The 18,767-nt window shown below is 69.4% G+C and carries 17 protein-coding genes and 2 tRNA genes; 3 read left to right on the plus strand and 16 right to left on the minus strand.

Annotated elements, in window-relative coordinates:
* Positions 1 to 16 precede the first annotated feature (16 nt).
* The 6 genes from mreD to AB0E14_RS03365 all read right to left on the minus strand — a co-directional run bounded on the left by mreD (position 17) and on the right by AB0E14_RS03365 (position 5,765).
* The gene (gene mreD, locus AB0E14_RS03340) at positions 17 to 682 is read right to left on the minus strand and encodes a rod shape-determining protein MreD (protein ID WP_362411148.1); all 666 of its coding nucleotides are present in this window, start codon (positions 680 to 682) and stop codon (positions 17 to 19) included.
* Positions 683 to 685: 3 nt separating this feature from the next.
* Positions 686 to 1,753, minus strand: coding sequence for a rod shape-determining protein MreC (gene mreC / locus AB0E14_RS03345; protein WP_362411151.1), 1,068 nt, complete (start codon positions 1,751 to 1,753; stop codon positions 686 to 688).
* Between the two features lie 138 nt (positions 1,754 to 1,891).
* Positions 1,892 to 2,911: a rod shape-determining protein gene (locus AB0E14_RS03350; protein ID WP_017239313.1), complete on the minus strand. Its 1,020-nt coding sequence runs from the start codon at positions 2,909 to 2,911 to the stop codon at positions 1,892 to 1,894.
* A gap of 337 nt (positions 2,912 to 3,248) precedes the next feature.
* Positions 3,249 to 3,662, minus strand: coding sequence for a nucleoside-diphosphate kinase (gene ndk / locus AB0E14_RS03355; RefSeq protein ID WP_362411154.1), 414 nt, complete (start codon positions 3,660 to 3,662; stop codon positions 3,249 to 3,251).
* Positions 3,663 to 3,861: 199 nt separating this feature from the next.
* Entirely contained in the window at positions 3,862 to 4,233 is a 372-nt protein-coding gene (locus AB0E14_RS03360; RefSeq protein ID WP_362411157.1) for a DUF4233 domain-containing protein, read from the minus strand.
* 5 nt (positions 4,234 to 4,238) lie between these two features.
* Positions 4,239 to 5,765 (minus strand): folylpolyglutamate synthase/dihydrofolate synthase family protein, encoded by a 1,527-nt coding sequence (locus AB0E14_RS03365; protein WP_362411160.1) that lies wholly within the window; start codon positions 5,763 to 5,765, stop codon positions 4,239 to 4,241.
* 100 nt (positions 5,766 to 5,865) lie between these two features.
* On the opposite strand from AB0E14_RS03365, the gene AB0E14_RS03370 reads away from it, so the two are divergent.
* Complete coding sequence (locus AB0E14_RS03370; RefSeq protein ID WP_362411163.1) at positions 5,866 to 6,885, plus strand: rod shape-determining protein; 1,020 nt, start codon at positions 5,866 to 5,868, stop codon at positions 6,883 to 6,885.
* A 46-nt stretch (positions 6,886 to 6,931) separates the two neighbouring features.
* On the opposite strand, the gene AB0E14_RS03375 is transcribed toward AB0E14_RS03370, so the two are convergent.
* Both AB0E14_RS03375 and AB0E14_RS03380 read right to left on the minus strand, forming a co-directional pair.
* Positions 6,932 to 8,074, minus strand: coding sequence for an ATP-binding protein (locus AB0E14_RS03375; protein WP_362411166.1), 1,143 nt, complete (start codon positions 8,072 to 8,074; stop codon positions 6,932 to 6,934).
* Between the two features lie 173 nt (positions 8,075 to 8,247).
* The gene (locus AB0E14_RS03380) at positions 8,248 to 10,869 is read right to left on the minus strand and encodes a valine--tRNA ligase (RefSeq protein WP_362411169.1); all 2,622 of its coding nucleotides are present in this window, start codon (positions 10,867 to 10,869) and stop codon (positions 8,248 to 8,250) included.
* 137 nt (positions 10,870 to 11,006) lie between these two features.
* On the opposite strand from AB0E14_RS03380, the gene AB0E14_RS03385 reads away from it, so the two are divergent.
* The gene (locus AB0E14_RS03385; protein ID WP_362411172.1) at positions 11,007 to 11,969 is read left to right on the plus strand and encodes a hypothetical protein; all 963 of its coding nucleotides are present in this window, start codon (positions 11,007 to 11,009) and stop codon (positions 11,967 to 11,969) included.
* An 84-nt stretch (positions 11,970 to 12,053) separates the two neighbouring features.
* Here the strand turns inward: AB0E14_RS03385 and AB0E14_RS03390 are convergent, their stop codons facing one another.
* The 6 genes from AB0E14_RS03390 to AB0E14_RS03415 all read right to left on the minus strand — a co-directional run bounded on the left by AB0E14_RS03390 (position 12,054) and on the right by AB0E14_RS03415 (position 17,149).
* Positions 12,054 to 12,305: a hypothetical protein gene (locus tag AB0E14_RS03390; protein WP_362411175.1), complete on the minus strand. Its 252-nt coding sequence runs from the start codon at positions 12,303 to 12,305 to the stop codon at positions 12,054 to 12,056.
* 196 nt (positions 12,306 to 12,501) lie between these two features.
* Positions 12,502 to 13,785 carry an ATP-dependent Clp protease ATP-binding subunit ClpX gene (gene clpX / locus AB0E14_RS03395; protein ID WP_137989313.1) on the minus strand — a complete coding sequence of 428 codons (1,284 nt, stop codon included), beginning with the start codon at positions 13,783 to 13,785 and terminating at the stop codon, positions 12,502 to 12,504.
* Between the two features lie 156 nt (positions 13,786 to 13,941).
* Entirely contained in the window at positions 13,942 to 14,604 is a 663-nt protein-coding gene (locus AB0E14_RS03400) for an ATP-dependent Clp protease proteolytic subunit (protein WP_362006950.1), read from the minus strand.
* Positions 14,605 to 14,667: 63 nt separating this feature from the next.
* Positions 14,668 to 15,273 carry an ATP-dependent Clp protease proteolytic subunit gene (locus AB0E14_RS03405; protein WP_362411351.1) on the minus strand — a complete coding sequence of 202 codons (606 nt, stop codon included), beginning with the start codon at positions 15,271 to 15,273 and terminating at the stop codon, positions 14,668 to 14,670.
* Positions 15,274 to 15,525: 252 nt separating this feature from the next.
* The gene (gene tig / locus AB0E14_RS03410) at positions 15,526 to 16,911 is read right to left on the minus strand and encodes a trigger factor (protein WP_362411178.1); all 1,386 of its coding nucleotides are present in this window, start codon (positions 16,909 to 16,911) and stop codon (positions 15,526 to 15,528) included.
* A 161-nt stretch (positions 16,912 to 17,072) separates the two neighbouring features.
* Positions 17,073 to 17,149, minus strand: a tRNA-Pro gene (locus AB0E14_RS03415).
* A 131-nt stretch (positions 17,150 to 17,280) separates the two neighbouring features.
* Here AB0E14_RS03415 and AB0E14_RS03420 point away from each other — a divergent pair.
* Positions 17,281 to 17,351, plus strand: a tRNA-Gly gene (locus tag AB0E14_RS03420).
* 68 nt (positions 17,352 to 17,419) lie between these two features.
* Here AB0E14_RS03420 and AB0E14_RS03425 read toward each other — a convergent pair.
* Positions 17,420 to 18,565: a site-specific integrase gene (locus AB0E14_RS03425; RefSeq protein ID WP_362411181.1), complete on the minus strand. Its 1,146-nt coding sequence runs from the start codon at positions 18,563 to 18,565 to the stop codon at positions 17,420 to 17,422.
* Entirely contained in the window at positions 18,565 to 18,765 is a 201-nt protein-coding gene (locus AB0E14_RS03430) for a helix-turn-helix domain-containing protein (RefSeq protein ID WP_362411184.1), read from the minus strand. The genes AB0E14_RS03425 and AB0E14_RS03430 overlap by 1 nt, the downstream gene beginning before the upstream one ends.
* Positions 18,766 to 18,767: the final 2 nt, after the last annotated feature.

Below are 18,767 nucleotides of genomic sequence, written 5' to 3' on the forward strand. Positions count from 1 at the left end.
GCCGGTGCCCCCTCGCTCACAGTCGCTTGACTCCCTTGATGCGGCCTGCGCGTGCCGCTCTCGTCCGGGCGGCCTTGACGCGCAGGCCGCCGCGCTGGTTGCCGATCTGCAGGCCGGTGCCCGAGCTGAGCCAGCCGGAGGCGACGTCCGTGCCGGCCGAGGTGTCGGCGGCGAGCGGGTCGTTCTCCGCGCGCCGGGCCAGCGCCATGATCAGCGGCACGGTGAAGGGCGCGAGAAGCAGGTCGTAGAGGGCCGCGGTGAACAGCAGGAAGCCGAGGCCGACATGGCGGGCGGCGGTGTCGCCGACGAGGGCGCCGACCCCCGCGTACAGCAGGGTGGAGCCGATCGACGCTGCGACGACCACGGCCATCGGGCCACTGGCGGACTTGAGCTTGCCGTTGTCGGGGCGGGCGAGTCCGGCGAGGTAGCCGATGACGCAGAGGACCAGGGCGTAGCGGCCGGCGGCGTGGTCGGCGGGCGGGGCGAGGTCGGCGAGGAGTCCGGCCCCGAAGCCGATGAGGGAGCCGCTGACCGGGCCGTACACGAGCGCGAGACCGAGGACGGTCAGCAGGACGAGATCGGGTACGGCGCCGGGGAGCTGGAGCCGCGCGAGGACGGAGACCTGGATGACCAGGGCGACGACGACGAGCGTGGCGGAGAGCAGGATCCGGTTGAACTTCATGCCTCAGTCCCCCTGCTGGTCGTTCGGCTGCTCGTTCTCGGGTTTCTGCCCCTGCTGTTGCTGGCCGGGCTGCACCCCTGGCTGCTGCTCCCCCTGCGCCTGGCCCTGCGGCTGGTCGCCCTGCACCTGGCCCTCGACCTGGCCCTGCGGCTGCTGCTCCCCCGCCGGGGGCGGCGGCGTGACCGTGACGGTGACGGTCGGCGCGGGCTTCGGCTTGGGCGGCAGGACCATGTCGCGCGGGTTGGTGCGCGGGGCCTGGACGACGACGCCGACGATGTCGAGCTTGGAGAAGCTCACGTACGGGCGGACGTAGATGTTGCGGGTGAGGCCGCCGCCGAGCGGGTCGACGCGGACGACCTCGCCGACCGGGACGCCGGGCACGAAGGGCTTGCTCGCCTGCGAGCCGAAGGTGACGAGCCGGTCGCCGTTCTTCACCTTCGCCTTGCCGTTGAGGAGCTGGACGAGGAGCGGCCCGTTGCCCTGGCCGGTGGCGAAGCCCAGTTCGTCCGAGTTCTCCATGCGGGTGCCGACGGTGAAGTCGGGGTCGCTGGCGAGGAGCACGGTCGCGGTGGAGGGGCCGACGGTGGTGACGCGGCCGACCAGGCCGGAGCCGTTCAGCACGGTCATGTCCCGCTCGATGCCGTCGTTGGCGCCGGCGTCGATGGTGACCGTCCAGGAGAAGCCCTGGGCCGCTCCTATGGCGATGACCTCGGCGCCCTTGATGCCGTACTGCCCGGCGCCGGCCGTCTTGAGGAGGGTGTCGAGCTCGCGGAGGCGGCTGCGGTTGCGGTCGTCGCTGCCGAGCTTGGCCTTGAGGGCCGCGTTCTCGCGCTCCAGGGCGGCGAGGCGGTCGTGCCGCTCCCCCGAGTCGCGCACCGCGCCTATGGCGTTGCCGATCGGGTCGACGGCCGCCGCGACACCGTTCTCGACCGGTCCGAAGACCGCCGCGGCCGCCTGTCGGGCGCCGTCGACGGGTGACTCCTCGCCGCCGCGGATGTCCACCGTGATCAGTGCGAACGCGATGGCGATCAGCAGCACCAGGAGCAGCCGGCTCTCTCGTGTGTCCCTCACGTGCGGCGGCCGTGCCTTTCCTCGTGGTTCGGTTGTTCCGTGCGGTTCGTGCGGGTTCGTGTCGTTATATCAACGATCGGCCGTACGGGGGGTCTTGCCACCCGTGCGGCCGATCGCGAGCCGATAGCCGCCCATTCGTTATCGGCGGGGCTGGGCGTCCAGGACCTGCTGGAGGGCTTCGAACTCCTCCACGCACTTGCCGGAGCCCAGCGCCACGGAGTCCAGCGGATCCTCGGCAATGTGGATCGGCATCCCGGTCTCACGGCGGAGCCGCTCGTCCAGGCCGCGCAGCAGGGCGCCGCCACCCGTGAGAACGATGCCGCGGTCCATCACGTCACCGGAGAGCTCGGGCGGGCACTTGTCGAGCGTCGTCTTCACGGCGTCGACGATGGCGTTGACCGGCTCCTCGATGGCCTTGCGGACCTCGGCGGCCGAGATGACCACGGTCTTGGGCAGACCGGAGACGAGGTCACGCCCGCGGATCTCGGTGTGCTCGTCCTTGTCGAGGTCGTACGCCGAGCCGATGGTGATCTTGATCTGCTCGGCGGTCCGCTCACCGAGGAGGAGCGAGTACTCCTTCTTGATGTGCTGGATGATCGCGTTGTCGAGCTCGTCGCCGGCCACCCGGATCGACTGTGCTGTGACGATTCCGCCGAGCGAGATCACGGCGACCTCGGTGGTGCCGCCGCCGATGTCGACGACCATGTTGCCCGTGGCCTCGTGGACCGGCAGGCCCGATCCGATGGCGGCGGCCATGGGCTCTTCGATGATGTGCACCTGGCGGGCGCCGGCCTGCGTCGAGGCCTCGATGACGGCGCGGCGCTCCACTCCGGTGATGCCGGAGGGCACGCAGACGACGACCCGGGGGCGGGCCAGGTAGCGGCGCTTGTGGATCTTGAGGATGAAGTAGCGCAGCATGCGCTCGGTGATCTCGAAGTCGGCGATCACGCCGTCCTTCAGGGGCCGGACGGCGACGATGTTGCCGGGCGTCCGGCCGATCATCTTCTTCGCCTCGGCGCCGACCGCCAGGATGCCGCCGGTGTTGGTGTTGATCGCGACGACGGACGGCTCGTTCAGAACGATGCCTCGGCCCCTGACGTACACCAGCGTGTTGGCGGTCCCGAGGTCGACAGCCATGTCACGGCCGATGAACGACATTGAGTTCCCCTTGTTTCCCATGAGGATGCGTCGAGCCTTCCCAATCGGAGCGTTGACGGCTTCTCAGGTAGGCGAGGTGGTGCGAAGTGGTGGGTGTTCGGGTGCTACGGCGTGGAGTTTTCCATCGTAGTGCCGCCCACCCGGATACCGCGCGGTGGTCCACCTCTGTACAGGTGACGACAGGACGGTGCTACGCGTTCCCGGTCCCGCCGTTCATATGCCCGGGGGCGACCGAAATTCCTTCGGTCGCCCCAGGCGCGTTGCGGTGGATGGCTGACTTCGGGTCAGAACGGGATGTACCCGGTCGGCCCTGTCCGCCCTGTCCGCCGTCTCCGGATCAGGCCAGGCCGGGGAAGAAGATCTTCAGCTCCCGGGCGGCGGACTCCTCGGAGTCCGAGGCGTGGATCAGGTTCTCGCGGACGATGGTGCCGTAGTCGCCACGGATGGAGCCGGGGGCGGCGGCGATCGGGTCGGTCGGGCCGGCCAGGGTCCGCAGGCCCTCGATGACGCGCTCGCCGTCGACGACCAGGGCGACGACCGGGCCGGACTGCATGAAGCCCATCAGCGGCTCGTAGAAGGGCTTGCCCTTGTGCTCTCCGTAGTGCTGCTCCAGCGTCTCCTGGCTCAGCTCGCGCAGTTCGAGCGCGGAGATCGTCCAGCCGGCCTTGCGCTCGATACGACCGATGATCTCGCCGATCAGGCCACGGCGGACGGCGTCGGGCTTGAGCAGGACGAGCGTGCGCTGGCTCACGGTGGGGCTCCTTAGTGCGGTGTGCGGGACTCAGAGGCTACAGGGCTCGTCCGGCCACCGATTACTCAGCGTCAGGCCCTCCCCAGCCCGCCCCGCGCGGCGCCGCACCGCCCCTGCACGGGGCCCTGCGCGCCACCCGCGTGGCGACGCGCCGCCCACGTGGCGACGGCCCGGGCCCGGGCGGGCCCGGCCCTGGCGGCTAGCCCGCCTCCGGGGCCGGTGCGCCGGCCTCCGCGGCCTCCGCCTGGGCGGCCCAGCGGGCCTTGGCCTCGTCGATCTTCGCGCCGTAGTGGCAGGAGGCCCACCACAGCGCCGCGAAGACCGCGCCGAGGAAGAACATCACCGGGACCACGAAACCGCTCGCGATCAGGGCGATCTGCAGCGCCCAGCCGAGCTGGACGCCGCCCGGGCGGGTGATCATCCCGCACAGCAGGACCGAGAGCAGCATCGCGACACCGCAGACCCACCAGACCGTGGCCATCGACAGGCTGTCGTCCTTCATGGCGACGAGCCCGGCGAAGCCGATCACGAAGAACTCGCCGATCAGCGTCGAGGCACAGAGCGTACGCATCGGATTCAGCGCCTTCCGAGCAGCAGCCGGGCGTCCCCGACCGTGAAGATCGAACCGGTCACGAGCACACCCGCGCCGCTGTACTCGCCCTCTTCCTCCGCGAGGGTGATGGCCGTCTCGATCGCGTCGTCCAGACGCGGCTCGACGACCACCCGGTCCTCGCCGAACACCTCCACGGCGACCGCCGCGAGCGCGTCGACGTCCGTGGCGCGCGGGTTGGAGTTCGCCGTCACGACGACCTCGGCGAAGATCGGCTCGAAGGCTTCGAGCAGGCCCTTGGCGTCCTTGTCGGCGCTGGTGGAGACCACGCCGATGAGCCGGGAGAAGCCGAAGGACTCGCTGATGCCCTCGGCGGTGGCCCGCGCGCCGTGCGGGTTGTGCGCCGCGTCCAGGATGACCGTCGGGGACTTGCGGACGACCTCAAGGCGGCCCGGGGAGGCCACCTGGGCGAAGGCGCGCCGGATGGTGTCGACGTCCAGGGTGCGGGCGTGCTCCGCACCGATCCCGAAGAAGGCCTCGACCGCGGCGAGGGCGACCGAGGCGTTGTGCGCCTGGTGCGCGCCGTGCAGCGGAAGGAAGACCTCGTCGTACTCGCCGCCGAGTCCGCGCAGGGTGAGCAGCTGGCCGCCGACCGCGACCTCGCGGGAGACGATGCCGAACTCCATGCCCTCGCGGGCCACCGTCGCGTCGACCTCGACGGCCTTCTTCAGCATCACCTGGGCCGCGTCCACCGGCTGCTGGGCCAGGACGACCGTCGCGCCCTGCTTGATGATCCCGGACTTCTCGACCGCGATCTCGCCGGGCGTCCCGCCGAGCCGGTCGGTGTGGTCCAGGTCGATCGGGGTGACGACGGCGACCTGCGCGTCGATCACGTTCGTCGCGTCCCAGGTGCCGCCCATGCCGACCTCGACGACCGCCACGTCCACGGGCGCGTCGGCGAAGGCCGCGTACGCCATGCCCGTGATGACCTCGAAGAAGGAGAGGCGGTACTCCTCGCGGGAGTCGACCAGCTCCACGTACGGCTTGATGTCCTGGTACGTCTCGATGAACCGCTCGGCGGAGATCGGGGCGCCGTCCAGGCTGATGCGCTCGGTGATCGTCTGCACGTGCGGCGAGGTGTACCGGCCGGTGCGCAGGTCGAAGGCGGCGAGCAGCGCCTCGATCATCCGGGCCGTGGACGTCTTGCCGTTCGTCCCGGTGATGTGGATGGAGGGGTACGCGCGCTGGGGCTCGCCCAGGACGTCCATGAGCGCCGCGATACGGGTCACCGAGGGCTCGAGCTTGGTCTCGCCCCAGCGGGTCGACAGCTCGGTCTCGACCTCGCGGAGCGCCTTGTCCACCTCCGGGTCGGCGGGCCGGGCGGGCACGGGGTCGCCCTGCGGCGGACCGGCCTGGGCGCGCAGGGTGCGGCTGCCGGCCTCGATCACCGCCAGGTCGGGGTCTCGGTCGGTCTCGGCGGCGACGATGTCGTCGAACTGGTCGGTCTCGCCGAACTCGTCGGACTCGTCGAACTGGTCGCGGGGCTCACTCACGGGCCCAGTCTACGGAGCGGCACCGACAGGACCATGGACCCACCCCTTTCGGGACTTTCGGCCCGCCGTCCGCCGGACGGGCCGGGCAAACTTGGCGATCATGGACATAGGCATCGACCTCGGCACCGCGAACACCCTTCTCTACGCCCGCGGCCAGGGCATCGTGCTCAACGAACCGTCGGTGGTGGCGGTCCAGGAGGGCTCGCGGTCGGCGCTCGCGGTGGGCACGGAGGCGAAGGAGACGATCGGCCGGACGCCCGGTTCGATCACGGCGATCCGGCCGCTGCGGGACGGCGTGATCAGCGACTACGAGGCCGCCGAGGAGATGATCCGGCACTTCGTCCGCAAGGCGGTGAAGGGGCGCAGGCCGCGGACCCGGATGGTGGTCTGCGTGCCGAGCGGGGTGACGCCGGTGGAGCGGCGGGCGATCGTGCACGCCTCGCGCTCGGCGGGCGCCCGCGCGGTCCATCTCATCGAGGAGCCGATGGCGGCGGCGATCGGGGCGGGGCTGCCGGTCGCCTCTCCGCGCGGCTCGATGGTCGTGGACATCGGCGGCGGTACGACGGAGGTGGCGGTGATCTCGCTCGGCGGCATCGTCACGGCGCAGTCGCTGCGGGTCGGCGGCGACCGTCTTGACGCGGCGATCACCGACTTCGTCCGCAAGGAGCACTCGCTGCTGATCGGGGAGCGCACGGCGGAGGACGTGAAGGTGGCGATCGGCTCGGCGTGGCCGGTACCGGGCGAGGAGGAGCGGGAGCGGGCGACGTTCACGGTACGGGGCCGGGAGAAGGTCAGCGGGCTGCCGAAGACGCTGGAGCTGACGGTCGCGGAGGTGCGGGCGGCCCTGGACGAGCCGGTGGAGGCGATCATCGCGGCGGTGCGGGCGACCCTCGAGGAGTGCCCGCCGGAGCTCTCGGGCGACGTGATGGAGCACGGCATCGTCCTCACGGGCGGCGGCGCGCTGCTGCCGGGCCTGGACCTGCGGATGGCCTCGGCGACGGGCATCCCGGTCTTCGTCGCGGACGACCCGCTGGACTGCGTGGCCCTCGGCTCGGGCCGCTGCGTGGAGGAGTTCGACAGCCTGCAGCGGGTGCTGGGGCGGGCGGAGAGCGGACGCTGATCCCCCGCCGCCCTGAGGGGCGGGCGCTACGCGCGCGGGCGGGGCGCTACGCGCGCGTGAAGCCCGTGGGCAGGAGCGCCGTCACCGTGTACGTACGGCCGTCAGGGCCCGCCGACAGGCTGCCGCCCATGCTCGTGACCCGCTCCTCCATGGAGAACAGGCCGGTGCCCGTGGACACCGGGGCGCGGTCCGGCGGGTTCTCGGGGAGCGGATTGCGGACCTCGACGCGCAGGTCGCGGCCGGCCACCTCGATCGTGACCGTCACCGGCAGCCCCGGTGCGTGCTTGGCCGCGTTCGTCAGGCACTCCTGGACGACGCGGTGCACGGCCGCCTGCCGCAGCGGCGAGAGCGCCTTCGCCTCCTCGGCGACCACGAGGTCGACCGGGCCACCCATCCGCTCGCTCTCGGCCGCGAGCGCGTCGAGCCCTTCGAGACCGGGCGTCGCCGCGCCCCCGTCGGCCCGCCGCACGATGGTCTCGTTCAGCATGTGGTGGGCCCGCCGCGCGGTGTCCGCGAGCTCCTCGAAGTCCGACTGGTACGTCGCGCCCCTGGCCCGTACGGCGAGCACCTCGGCCCGTACGGCGAGCACGGTCAGCTCGCGCCCGACCAGGTCGTGGACGTCCCGCCCGACCGAGATCCGCTCCTCCTGGACGGCCTGCCGTGCCGCCGCCTCCGCCCGCTGCGACTCCAGGGCGCGCACCAGGTCCTGGCGGTTCGCGCCGATGCCGACGCCTGCGGCGAGGACGCCGATGGGCACGACGAGGCTGAGGAAGTCGCTGAGGGTCTCGCCGTGCCGGGCCGGCCAGCCGGGCATCAGGAACAGGGAGTAGGCCACGGCCACGTAGAGCACGGTCGCGACGACGGCGACCGCGCGGCCCCGGAACCGGCCGAGGGAGTACAGCGCGAACTGGATCATCGTCAGTTCGTGCAGCCAGCCCATCAGGGCGAGCGCCACCAGGTACGGCACCCAGGGCAGCCGGCGCCGCAGGACGAGCGTCGCGGCCCCGGCCGCCAGGACCAGGGAGGCGGTGGCGCCGGTCAGCGAGTTGTCGGCGCGGGCCAGGCCCGGCACGTCGAGGGACATCAGCGCAAAGGCGCTCACCGCCGTCACGACGTCGAGCGCGCGCGGCGTACCCGCCCACCGGTCCACGCGGCGGCGCAGCGCGGGGAAGGCGGGCAGTCGGGGCATGCCCTCCATCATCCAGGGTCCTTCGACCCGTCGTACCGGACTTAAGTCACTTCAGGTGTGAGATCGGGCACTCCGGTCAATCCGCTGTTTGATCAATGAATACGCATGAATCGCCCCAGGAACGGAGGAGGGCCCGGAACCGAACGGTTCCGGGCCCTCCTCCTTGTGTCGCTCTAGGCCTGCGGCAGCCGCTCCAGCTGCGCCTGGATGCGGGCGATGTCCTCGTCCGCCCTGGCGAGCCGGGTACGGATCTTCTCCACGACGTTGTCCGGCGCCTTGGCGAGGAACGCCTCGTTGCCGAGCTTCCCGTTGGCCTGCGCCTTCTCCTTCTCGGCGGCGGCCAGGTCCTTCGCGAGCCGCTTCCGCTCGGCCTCGACGTCGATCGTCCCGGAGAGGTCGAGCGCGACGGTGGCGCCGGCGACGGGGAGGGAGGCTGTGGCGGAGAAGCCCTCGCCCTCCGGCTGAAGGCGCAGCAGCTGACGGATGGCCGCCTCGTGCGAAGCGAGCGCGGTACCGGTCAGGTCCAGGCGGGCCGGGACCTTCTGGCCGGGCTGCAGCCCCTGGTCGGAACGGAACCGGCGGACCTCGGTGACGACCTGCTGGACCAGCTCGATCTCCTTCTCGGCGGCCTCGTCGCGGAAGCCCGAGTCGGTCGGCCAGTCGGCGATGACGACCGACTCCTTGCCGGTGAGCGTGGTCCAGAGCGTCTCCGTGACGAACGGGACGATCGGGTGAAGCAGCCGCAGCATCACGTCCAGGACCTCGCCGAGGACCCGGCCGGAGACCTTCGCCTGCTCGCCGCCAGCGAAGAACGTGGTCTTCGACAGCTCGACGTACCAGTCGAAGACCTCGTCCCACGCGAAGTGGTAGAGCGCGTCGGCGAGCTTCGCGAACTGGTAGTCGTCGTAGAACGCGTCGACCTCGGCGACGGTCTTGTTGAGCCGCGAGAGGATCCAGCGGTCCGTCGCGGACATCTCCGACGCGTCGGGCAGCGGGCCCTCGACCGTGGCGCCGTTCATCAGCGCGAAGCGGGTGGCGTTCCAGATCTTGTTGGCGAAGTTCCGGGAGGCCTTGACCCAGTCCTCGCCGATCGGGACGTCGACGCCCGGGTTGGCTCCGTTGGCCAGGGTGAAGCGGACGGCGTCGGAGCCGTACTCGTTCATCCAGTCCAGCGGGTTGACCGCGTTGCCGAAGGACTTCGACATCTTCTTGCCGAACTGGTCGCGGACCATGCCGTGCAGGGCGATGGTGTGGAACGGCGGGGTGCCGTCCATCGCGTACAGGCCGAACATCATCATCCGGGCGACCCAGAAGAAGAGGATGTCGTAACCGGTGACCAGGACCGAGTTCGGGTAGAACTTCGCGAGGCTCTCGGTCTGCTCGGGCCAGCCGAGCGTGGAGAACGGCCACAGGCCGGAGGAGAACCAGGTGTCCAGGACGTCGGTGTCCTGGTGCCAGCCCTCGCCCGTCGGCGGCTCCTCGTCGGGGCCGACGCAGACGATCTCGCCGTTCGGGCCGTACCAGACGGGGATGCGGTGGCCCCACCACAGCTGCCGCGAGATGCACCAGTCGTGGAGGTTGTCGACCCAGTCGAAGTACCGCTTCTCCATCTCCTGCGGGTGGATCTTGACCTTGCCGTCGCGGACGGCGTCACCCGCGGCCTTGGCGAGCGGGCCGACCTTGACCCACCACTGCATGGACAGGCGCGGCTCGATGGTCGTCTTGCAACGCGAGCAGTGGCCGACGGAGTGGACGTACGGGCGCTTCTCGGCGACGATCCGGCCCTCGGCGCGCAGGGCGGCGACGATGGCCGAGCGGGCCTCGAGGCGGTCCAGGCCCTGGAAGGGGCCGTGGGCGGTGATGACGGCGCGCTCGTCCATGACGGCGAGGTTCGGCAGGCCGTGGCGCTGGCCGATCTCGAAGTCGTTCGGGTCGTGGGCGGGCGTCACCTTGACGGCGCCGGTGCCGAACTCGGGGTCGACGTGCTCGTCGGCGACGACCGGGATCCGGCGGCCGGTCAGCGGCAGCTCGATCTCGGTGCCGACCAGGTGCTTGTACCGATCGTCGTCCGGGTGGACGGCGACGGCCGTGTCGCCGAGCATCGTCTCGGCACGCGTCGTCGCGACGACGATGGAGGCGTCACCGTCGCCGTAGCGGATGGAGACGAGCTCGCCGTCGTCGTCCTGGTACTCGACCTCGATGTCGGAGATGGCCGTCAGACAGCGCGGGCACCAGTTGATGATGCGCTCGGCGCGGTAGATCAGCTCGTCGTCGTAGAGCCGCTTGAAGATGGTCTGGACGGCCTGCGACAGCCCCTCGTCCATGGTGAAGCGCTCACGGGACCAGTCGACACCGTCGCCGAGACGGCGCATCTGGCCGCTGATCTGGCCGCCGGACTCGGCCTTCCACTGCCAGACGCGCTCGACGAACGCCTCGCGCCCCAGGTCGTGGCGGGACTTGCCCTCCTTGGCGAGTTCGCGCTCGACGACGTTCTGGGTGGCGATGCCGGCGTGGTCCATACCGGGCTGCCACAGCGTCTCGTAACCCTGCATGCGCTTGCGGCGGGTGAGGGCGTCGATCAGCGTGTGCTCGAAGGCGTGGCCCAGGTGGAGCGAGCCGGTGACGTTCGGCGGCGGGATGACGATGGTGTACGGGGGCTTCTCGCTCTTCGCGTCGGCCTCGAAGTAACCGCGCTCTACCCAGCGCTCGTACAGCGGCCCTTCTACCTCGGCCGGCGCGTACTGGGTCGGCAGTTCGGTGGTGGGCGCTGTCTGCTGCTGAGTGTTCTCGGTCACGGGGTCAGTTTAGGGGTGTCTCGGGGGTGTCCCGAAACGCGTTTGTTCCGTAACGGTGTGCCCCCCGCCGCCCATGCGGGGCACGGCTTCCGACAGGATGTTCGCAGGCATAAACATCTTGTGAGGGGAACCTGTCGATGAGCTACAACCAGCCGGGACCGTACGGCGGTCAGCCGCAGCAGCCCGGGCCGTACGGCCAGCCGGGCCCCTACGGCCAGCAGCCCGGCCCGTACGGCCAGCAGCCGCAGGCACCGCAGCCCGGCTACGGCTACCCCCAGCAGGCCCCTCAGGGCGTGCCGCCGCAGCAGCCCCCCTACGGCTACCCGCAGCAGCAGCCCCAGTACGGCCAGCAGCCCCCGTACGGCGCCCCCCAGGGCCAGGGCGGCTACATGCCGCCCCCGCCGCCGGTGAAGAAGTCGAAGACGGGGCTGATCATCGGCGCGTCGATCGTGGCCCTCGCGCTGATCGCCGGTGGCGCCTGGTACTTCACCTCGGGCGGTGGCGGCTCGTCCGTCGCGAACGACGGCCCGCACAAGCTGATCACTCCGGAGACCGTGCTCACCGAGTACAAGAAGTCCAAGGAGGAGAGCGGCGGTTCCAGCTCGGACGGCGACGACTTCTTGAAGGACGCCGAGAAGAACGGCGTGAAGAACGCGAAGCAGGTCGAGGCCGGCTACGAGGTGAAGGACACTACTAACCCGCTGGGAGGGAAGCTGCTCCAGTTCGGCGGAGTGTACGGCGAGATCGCCGACCCGGAGGCCGTCGTGGACGGCGTCTTCGCCACCATCAAGGCCGAGTCCGAGAAGGACAAGGACGCCGAGGCGGAGCTGCTCGGTGAGCCCAAGCCGTACACGCCCGAGGGGTTCGACGGCGCGGTACTGAAGTGCCAGCAGATCAAGAGCAAGCCGAAGGCCGGCGCTGACGCGGGCGCAGGTCCGACGGAGTTCACGATCTCGGTGTGCGTGTGGGGCGACCACAGCACCCTCGGCTTCGTGATGCCCATGGACATGGCCTCGCTACTGAGCGGCAAGGGCACCGCCCCGGAGGAGGCCGCCTCCATCACGGCCAAGTTCCGCAAGGAAGTCCGCGTCAAGGCTTGACCTCGATACCTGTCAACGGTGTCCGGCCACCAGTTAATGGGCCGGACACCGTTGGAGGTCGTACGTTGCCCCATAGGGCGCTACCTACGACCTGCCGAGGTCGCACGCCGCACGCGCGTGACGATCCTTCACACCGATGTTCACGAGAACCGGATAGCAGAACCCGTCGCGGAGCATGTCTCCTGCATAGCCGCACGCCTGCGTGATCTTCGGACCGACCTTGTAACCCACGTCGTGCAGGTACGTCTGGCACGCGGTGATCGACGCCTGAGCAGGCGCGGCAGTCACCACCGGCACGATTGTCGCGGCGCCGGCCACGCACAGCGTCGCGATCACGCGCTGGGCCTTCGATCGAAGCATCTGTTTCCCCCGGTACTAGGTGGAACTGGCAGTTGGTCGAGAGCCAGCAGATCATGATCGAAATCGCCATCGCAAGAACAGGTATTCGACGTGGCCGGAATGAGGCACCCTGCGCACAAGGGCGCCCGGCCGGTTGTCTTCAACCGGCCGGGCGCCCTTGTGCGTTACCTCGTTACGCCGACTTCTCGTGCCTGCCGTCGTTCTTCACGATGCGCGGGACCAGGGTCGGGTTCACGTTGTTGTGGACGACGTCGGCGGTGATGACCACGCGGGCCACGTCCTTGCGGGACGGGACCTCGTACATCACCGACATGAGGACCTCTTCCATGATGGCGCGCAGGCCGCGCGCGCCCGTGCCGCGCAGGATCGCCTGGTCGGCGATGGCCTCCAGGGCCGGGCGGTCGAAGTCCAGCTCCACGCCGTCGAGTTCGAAGAGGCGCTGGTACTGCTTCACCAGCGCGTTGCGGGGCTCGACCAGGATCTTCAGGAGCGCTTCGCGGTCCAGGTTGTGCACCGAGGTGATGACCGGGAGGCGGCCGATGAACTCCGGGATCATCCCGAACTTCACCAGGTCCTCCGGCATGACCTCCTGGAACTGGTCGCTCGCCTCGATCTCCCGCTTCGAGCGGATCGTCGCACCGAAGCCGATGCCCTTCGCGCCCGCCCGCGACTCGATGATCTTCTCCAGGCCGGCGAAGGCGCCGCCCACGATGAAGAGCACGTTCGTCGTGTCGATCTGGATGAACTCCTGGTGCGGGTGCTTGCGGCCGCCCTGGGGCGGGACCGAGGCCGTCGTGCCCTCCAGGATCTTCAGGAGGGCCTGCTGGACGCCCTCGCCCGAGACGTCGCGCGTGATCGACGGGTTTTCGCTCTTGCGGGCGACCTTGTCGATCTCGTCGATGTAGATGATCCCGGTCTCGGCCTTCTTGACGTCGTAGTCCGCCGCCTGGATCAGCTTGAGCAGGATGTTCTCGACGTCCTCACCGACATAGCCGGCCTCCGTCAGCGCCGTCGCGTCGGCGATGGCGAACGGGACGTTCAGCATGCGCGCCAGCGTCTGGGCCAGGAGCGTCTTGCCGGAGCCCGTCGGGCCGAGCAGCAGGATGTTGGACTTCGCCAGCTCGATGGCGTCGTCACGGCCCGCGCCGCCGCCGTTCTCGCCGGCCTGGACGCGCTTGTAGTGGTTGTACACCGCGACCGAGAGGGCCTTCTTGGCCGGCTCCTGGCCGACCACATAGCCCTCGAGGAACTCGTAGATCTCGCGGGGCTTGGGAAGCTCTTCCCAGCGCACCTCGCTCGTCTCGGCGAGTTCTTCCTCGATGATCTCGTTGCAGAGGTCGATGCACTCATCGCAGATGTACACACCGGGTCCCGCGATGAGCTTCTTCACCTGCTTCTGGCTCTTTCCGCAGAACGAGCACTTGAGCAGATCGCCGCCATCACCGATGCGTGCCACGAGGTGCTTCCCCTTCGCCTGGGAGCGCTTGGTTCAGCGACTCCTGGTGCCTCATATTCGACGGTACCTTGCCGGGCCCCCCGTTCGGGCCCCCCTTGGCACGGTTCACATGGTCGGGATTCGGCCACACGAACCGTGCCAGGGGAAGGTCGAGCGTCAGGCTGCCGCGGCGGCCGTGCTCTTGCGGGTCGAGACGATCTGGTCGACCAGGCCGTACGCGAGGGCGTCCTCGGCGGTCAGGATCTTGTCGCGCTCGATGTCGTCGCGGATCTTCTCGATGGGCGTGGAGGAGTGCTTGGCCAGCATCTCCTCCAGCTGGGTGCGCATGCGCAGGATCTCGTTGGCCGCGATCTCCAGGTCGGAGAGCTGCTCACGGCCGGTGCCGCCGGACGGCTGGTGGATCAGGACGCGCGCGTTCGGCAGGGCCATGCGCTTGCCCGGGGTGCCGGCGGCGAGCAGGACCGCGGCGGCGGAGGCCGCCTGGCCCATGCAGACCGTCTGGATGTCCGGCTTCACGAACTGCATCGTGTCGTAGATGGCCGTGAGGGCGGTGAAGGAGCCGCCCGGGCTGTTGATGTAGATCGAGATGTCGCGGTCCGGGTCCATCGACTCCAGGCACAGCAGCTGCGCCATGACGTCGTTGGCGGAGGCGTCGTCGATCTGCACGCCGAGGAAGATCACGCGCTCCTCGAAGAGCTTCGCGTACGGGTCGTACTCACGGATGCCCTGCGAGGTGCGCTCGACGAAGCGCGGGACCACGTAGCGGTTGTCCATCGGCGCGCCCGTGTAGAGGCCGCTCGCGGAGAGGTTGTTCTGCATCTGGTTGTTCACCGTCCTGGTGGCGTTCGGTGGTGGCTGGGGCTCTTCAGCGGACTGCCGGGCTCAGGCGCCCGTGCCGCCGCCGCCGGGAACGCCCGCGGCGTGCGTGATGATGTCGTCGATGAGGCCGTAGGCCTTGGCCTCGTCCGCCGTGAACCAGCGGTCGCGGTCACCGTCGCGGATGATCGTCTCGACGGTCTGCCCGGAGTGGTGCGCGGTGATCTCGGCCATGCGCTTCTTCGTGCGCAGCAGGTACTCGGCCTGGATCTTGATGTCCGAGGCCGTACCGCCGATGCCGGCGGAACCCTGGTGCATGAGGACGTCGGTGTTCGGCAGCGCGAAGCGCTTGCCGGCGGCGCCGCCGGTGAGCAGGAACTGGCCCATCGAGGCCGCCATGCCCATACCGATGGTGACGACGTCGTTCGGGATGTACTGCATGGTGTCGTAGATGGCCATGCCGGCCGTCACCGAGCCACCGGGGCTGTTGATGTAGAGGTAGATGTCCTTCTCCGGGTCAGCGGCCAGGAGAAGCATCTGCGCGGTGATCTTGTTGGCGATCTCGTCGTCGACCTGCTGGCCGAGGAAGATGATCCGCTCGCCGAGCAGTCGGTTGTAGACATGGTCGCCGAGGCCACCACCGATGGACGGCTCACCCGCGGCGTAAGGCATCAGATTCGTCACGTATCCACCTGCTCGTCTCCGACGGCTCCGGCCGTCTCAGCGTCTCGTTCAGAGGGCAGTGCCCTCGTATTCATGGACCCTAACGCGCAGGTAGGACAACGCCATCCCGGTTCCCGAACTGTTCGCTGGGAGCGCAAGGTTACGCGGGGTCCCACAGGCCCCGAGGACGGCCACGGGCCCGGCGCACAGCAGTGCGTCCGGGCCCGTGGACCAGCGGTTCAGCGCGAGGCCAGGGGCCTCTTACTTCTCCTCGGAGACCTCGGTCTCGCCGGTGGCGGCCGCGGCCGTCTCGGCGGCGGTCTCGGTGTCCTCGTCCTCGTCCTCGAGGTCGACGGTCTCACCGTTGGTGTCGACGACCTTGGCGGCCTCGACGACGACCGCGAGGGCCTTGCCGCGGGCGACCTCGCCGACGAGCATCGGCACCTGGCCACCCTCGACGACGGCCTGGGCGAACTGGTCGGGGGACATGCCGGAGGAGGCGGCGCGGCGCATGAGGTGCTCGGTGAGCTCCTCCTGGCTGACGTTCAGCTTCTCCTTGTTGACGAGCTCATCGAGGATGAACTGCGTCTTGATGCCCTTCTCGGCCTGCTCCTTGGTCTCCGCCAGGAACTCTTCCTCGGTCTTGCCCTGGATCTCCAGGTACTTCTCGAGGGTCAGGCCCATCTGGCCGAGCTGGTGGTGCTCCAGGTTGTGCTTGCGGGTGTTGATCTCGTCCTCGAGCAGCTTCTCGGGCATCGGGACGTCCGCCAGCTTCAGCAGCTCGTCGAGGACGCGCTCCTGGGCCTGGGTGGCCTGGTCGAACTGCTTCATGTTCTCGAGGCGCTTGCGGCTGTCGGCCTTGAGCTCGTCGAGGGTGTCGAACTCCGACGCGAGCTGCGCGAAGTCGTCGTCCAGCTCGGGGAGCTCACGGGCGGCGACGGCGGTGACCTTGACGGTGACCTCGGCGTCCTTGCCCTCGGCGGAGCCGCCCTTCAGCTGCGAGGTGAAGGTGGCCTCGCCGCCGGCCTCCAGGCCGGTGACGGCCTCGTCGATGCCGTCGAGAAGCTCGCCGGAACCGATGGTGTACGAGACGCCCTGGGCGACACCGTCCGGGAGGACCTCGCCGTCGACCTTGGCCTCGAGGTCGATGGTGACGACGTCACCGTCGGCCGCGGCGCGCTCGACCGGGTTGGTGGAGGCGAAGCGCTCGCGCAGCTGCTGCACGGACTTCTCGATGTCCTCGTCGGTGACCTCGACCGCGTCGACGGTGACCTCGATGCCGGAGTAGTCCGGGATCTCGATCGTCGGGCGGATGTCGACCTCGGCGGTGAAGGCCAGCAGCTCGCCGTCCTTCAGTTCCGTGATGTCGACCTCGGGCTGACCCAGCGGGTTGACCTCGGCCTCGTTGACGGCCTCGGTGTAGAACTTCGGGAGGGCGTCGTTGACGGCCTCCTCCAGCACCGCACCACGGCCGAACCGCTGGTCGATGACACGAGCCGGGATCTTGCCCTTGCGGAAGCCCTTGACCGTGACCTGCTGGTTGATCTTCTTGTACGCCGCGTCGAGGCTGTCCTTGAGCTCCTCGAAGGGCACCTCGACAGTGAGCCGAACCCGGGTCGGGTTCAGGGTCTCCACGGCGCTCTTCACGGTTCGGTCTCCTTGGTGGCTGATTCTTGGATTCTGCCGGTGCCGCTTGGTGGCGGTTCCGGCCGATCGGCCCGGTCAGAGAGACACACGGGCACGCAGCTTGCATAGTAACCGCAAGCGGGATGAGGCCCACAACGCGATCATGCGATGCGTGATCTCGGTGGTCGGGGTGGCGGGATTTGAACCCACGGCCTTCCGCTCCCAAAGCGGACGCGCTACCAAGCTGCGCCACACCCCGTCGGTGCGACACGTAGGGTACATGCACGGAGACAGTGCGACGCCCCCTCTTTATGGGGCGTGCGGGGACCGCCATGGACCCGCTACGATGCTGTCCGTGCCGCGGCCCTCGTGACCTGCGGCGCGTCCCTTGCGGGCGTAGCTCAATGGTAGAGCCCTAGTCTTCCAAACTAGCTACGCGGGTTCGATTCCCGTCGCCCGCTCTCAATGGCTCAGGGCCAGGTCAGAGGATCATCCTCCAGCCTGGCCCTGATGCGTTTCCGATCTTCTTTCAGCCCTGCGTGCCCGCTGCGTGCCCGTTCGGATTGGGATCTTGCTTCCGGGCCTGCTCTACGACAGCGCTCACGGCCTGACCGATCAGCCGCTCCCGCTCAGCCGTCGCGTGCTGATAGATCAGCGCGGCACGGGCGGTGCTGTGGCCCATTCTCGTCATCAGCTCTCGCGTGCTCGCGCCGGTCGCGGCGGCGAGGGTGTTCCCCGTATGGCGAAGATCATGGAAGTGCAGCCCTTTGATACCGACTTTCTCGCACGCCTGACGCCAGAGCTTGCCGAAGTGGTTGCGCCGAGGAATCGCCTTCTTGGCCCCGATGAAGACCCGGCCGTCGGCGCCCGGCTCGGAGAACACGGCGAGATGGTTGGCGACCTCGGTGGAGATCACGGCCGGAATGGCCACCGTGCGCTTACCGGCAGCACTCTTGGGCTCCTTCACCAGGCGCCGGCCGCTGTGGAGTTCGGCGACGTTCCGACGGACCCGCAGGGTTCCCCCGTCGAGGTCGATGTCCCGGCGCGAGAGTCCGATCAGCTCACCCCAGCGGAGGCCCGTGAAGGCCGCCAGGAGAACGAGCGCGCGGTAGCGAGGCTGGATGGCACCCGCGAGCGCGTACACCTCCTGCACGGTCGCTGTAGGCCGCTCGGGAGTGGGGGCGACGCTCGCGCCCTTGACCCGGCAGGGGTTCCGCCGAATCAGCCGGTCCTCCACGGCAGTCATGAGCACTGCCCGCATGAGCGCGTACGACTTGGCCACCGAGGAGGCGCCGGCACCCGCGTCGAGGCGAGCGACCCGCCAGGCGCGAACCGCGGCCGGACTGATGTCGGCAAGGGCGACGCTTCCGAACGTCGGTTCAAGGTGGTTCCGCAGGAGCGACCGGTACAGGTCAACCGTCGATGCGCTGAGGCCCCGCTCCTTGATCCAGGTGGAGGCGTAGGAGCCGAAGGGCACCTTGGCGGCATCCGGGTCGGTCCAGTCCCCCGCGCGCAGCTCTGCTTGCCGCTCGGCCAACCAGTCGTCAGCCTCCCGCTTCGTACGGAAGGTGTGCGGCGCCGGGCGGTCTATGCCGTCGGGTCCCGGGTAGCGAGCCTGGTAGCGCCCGGAAGGCAACTTGCGAACACGGCCGAACGACCGCTTCTTGCCCGCCATCAGGCCACGCTCCGCAGACGCCGTACGGTCGGCTCGACGGTGTTCGCGGCGACGAAGGCCATGACCGCGCTCTCCGGGATGCGGACGTGTCGGCCGACCTTGACGAAGGTGATCCGTCGCTCCTCGATCAGCCGCCGGGGGAACCGGACGGTGGTGCCGAGGAGTTCGGCGACTTGGTCAACGCTCAGCAGTCGGTCCATGG

Origin of the sequence: Streptomyces sp. NPDC047981 (assembly GCF_040653315.1) — a bacterium.
In the GTDB taxonomy this organism is placed as follows: Bacteria; Actinomycetota; Actinomycetes; order Streptomycetales; family Streptomycetaceae; genus Streptomyces.

What these genes read in the sequence shown, in the direction of transcription:
- AB0E14_RS03430 (WP_362411184.1), bottom strand. Translation starts at nt 18,765, where the DNA reads ATGGACCGACTGCTGAGCGTTGACCAAGTCGCCGAACTCCTCGGCACC.
- AB0E14_RS03350 (WP_017239313.1), bottom strand. Translation starts at nt 2,911, where the DNA reads ATGTCGTTCATCGGCCGTGACATGGCTGTCGACCTCGGGACCGCCAAC.
- AB0E14_RS03370 (WP_362411163.1), top strand. Translation starts at nt 5,866, where the DNA reads ATGGACATAGGCATCGACCTCGGCACCGCGAACACCCTTCTCTACGCC.
- AB0E14_RS03360 (WP_362411157.1), bottom strand. Translation starts at nt 4,233, where the DNA reads ATGCGTACGCTCTGTGCCTCGACGCTGATCGGCGAGTTCTTCGTGATC.
- AB0E14_RS03400 (WP_362006950.1), bottom strand. Translation starts at nt 14,604, where the DNA reads ATGCAGAACAACCTCTCCGCGAGCGGCCTCTACACGGGCGCGCCGATG.
- AB0E14_RS03405 (WP_362411351.1), bottom strand. Translation starts at nt 15,273, where the DNA reads ATGCCTTACGCCGCGGGTGAGCCGTCCATCGGTGGTGGCCTCGGCGAC.
- mreD (WP_362411148.1), bottom strand. Translation starts at nt 682, where the DNA reads ATGAAGTTCAACCGGATCCTGCTCTCCGCCACGCTCGTCGTCGTCGCC.
- AB0E14_RS03375 (WP_362411166.1), bottom strand. Translation starts at nt 8,074, where the DNA reads ATGCCCCGACTGCCCGCCTTCCCCGCGCTGCGCCGCCGCGTGGACCGG.
- AB0E14_RS03385 (WP_362411172.1), top strand. Translation starts at nt 11,007, where the DNA reads ATGAGCTACAACCAGCCGGGACCGTACGGCGGTCAGCCGCAGCAGCCC.
- AB0E14_RS03425 (WP_362411181.1), bottom strand. Translation starts at nt 18,565, where the DNA reads ATGGCGGGCAAGAAGCGGTCGTTCGGCCGTGTTCGCAAGTTGCCTTCC.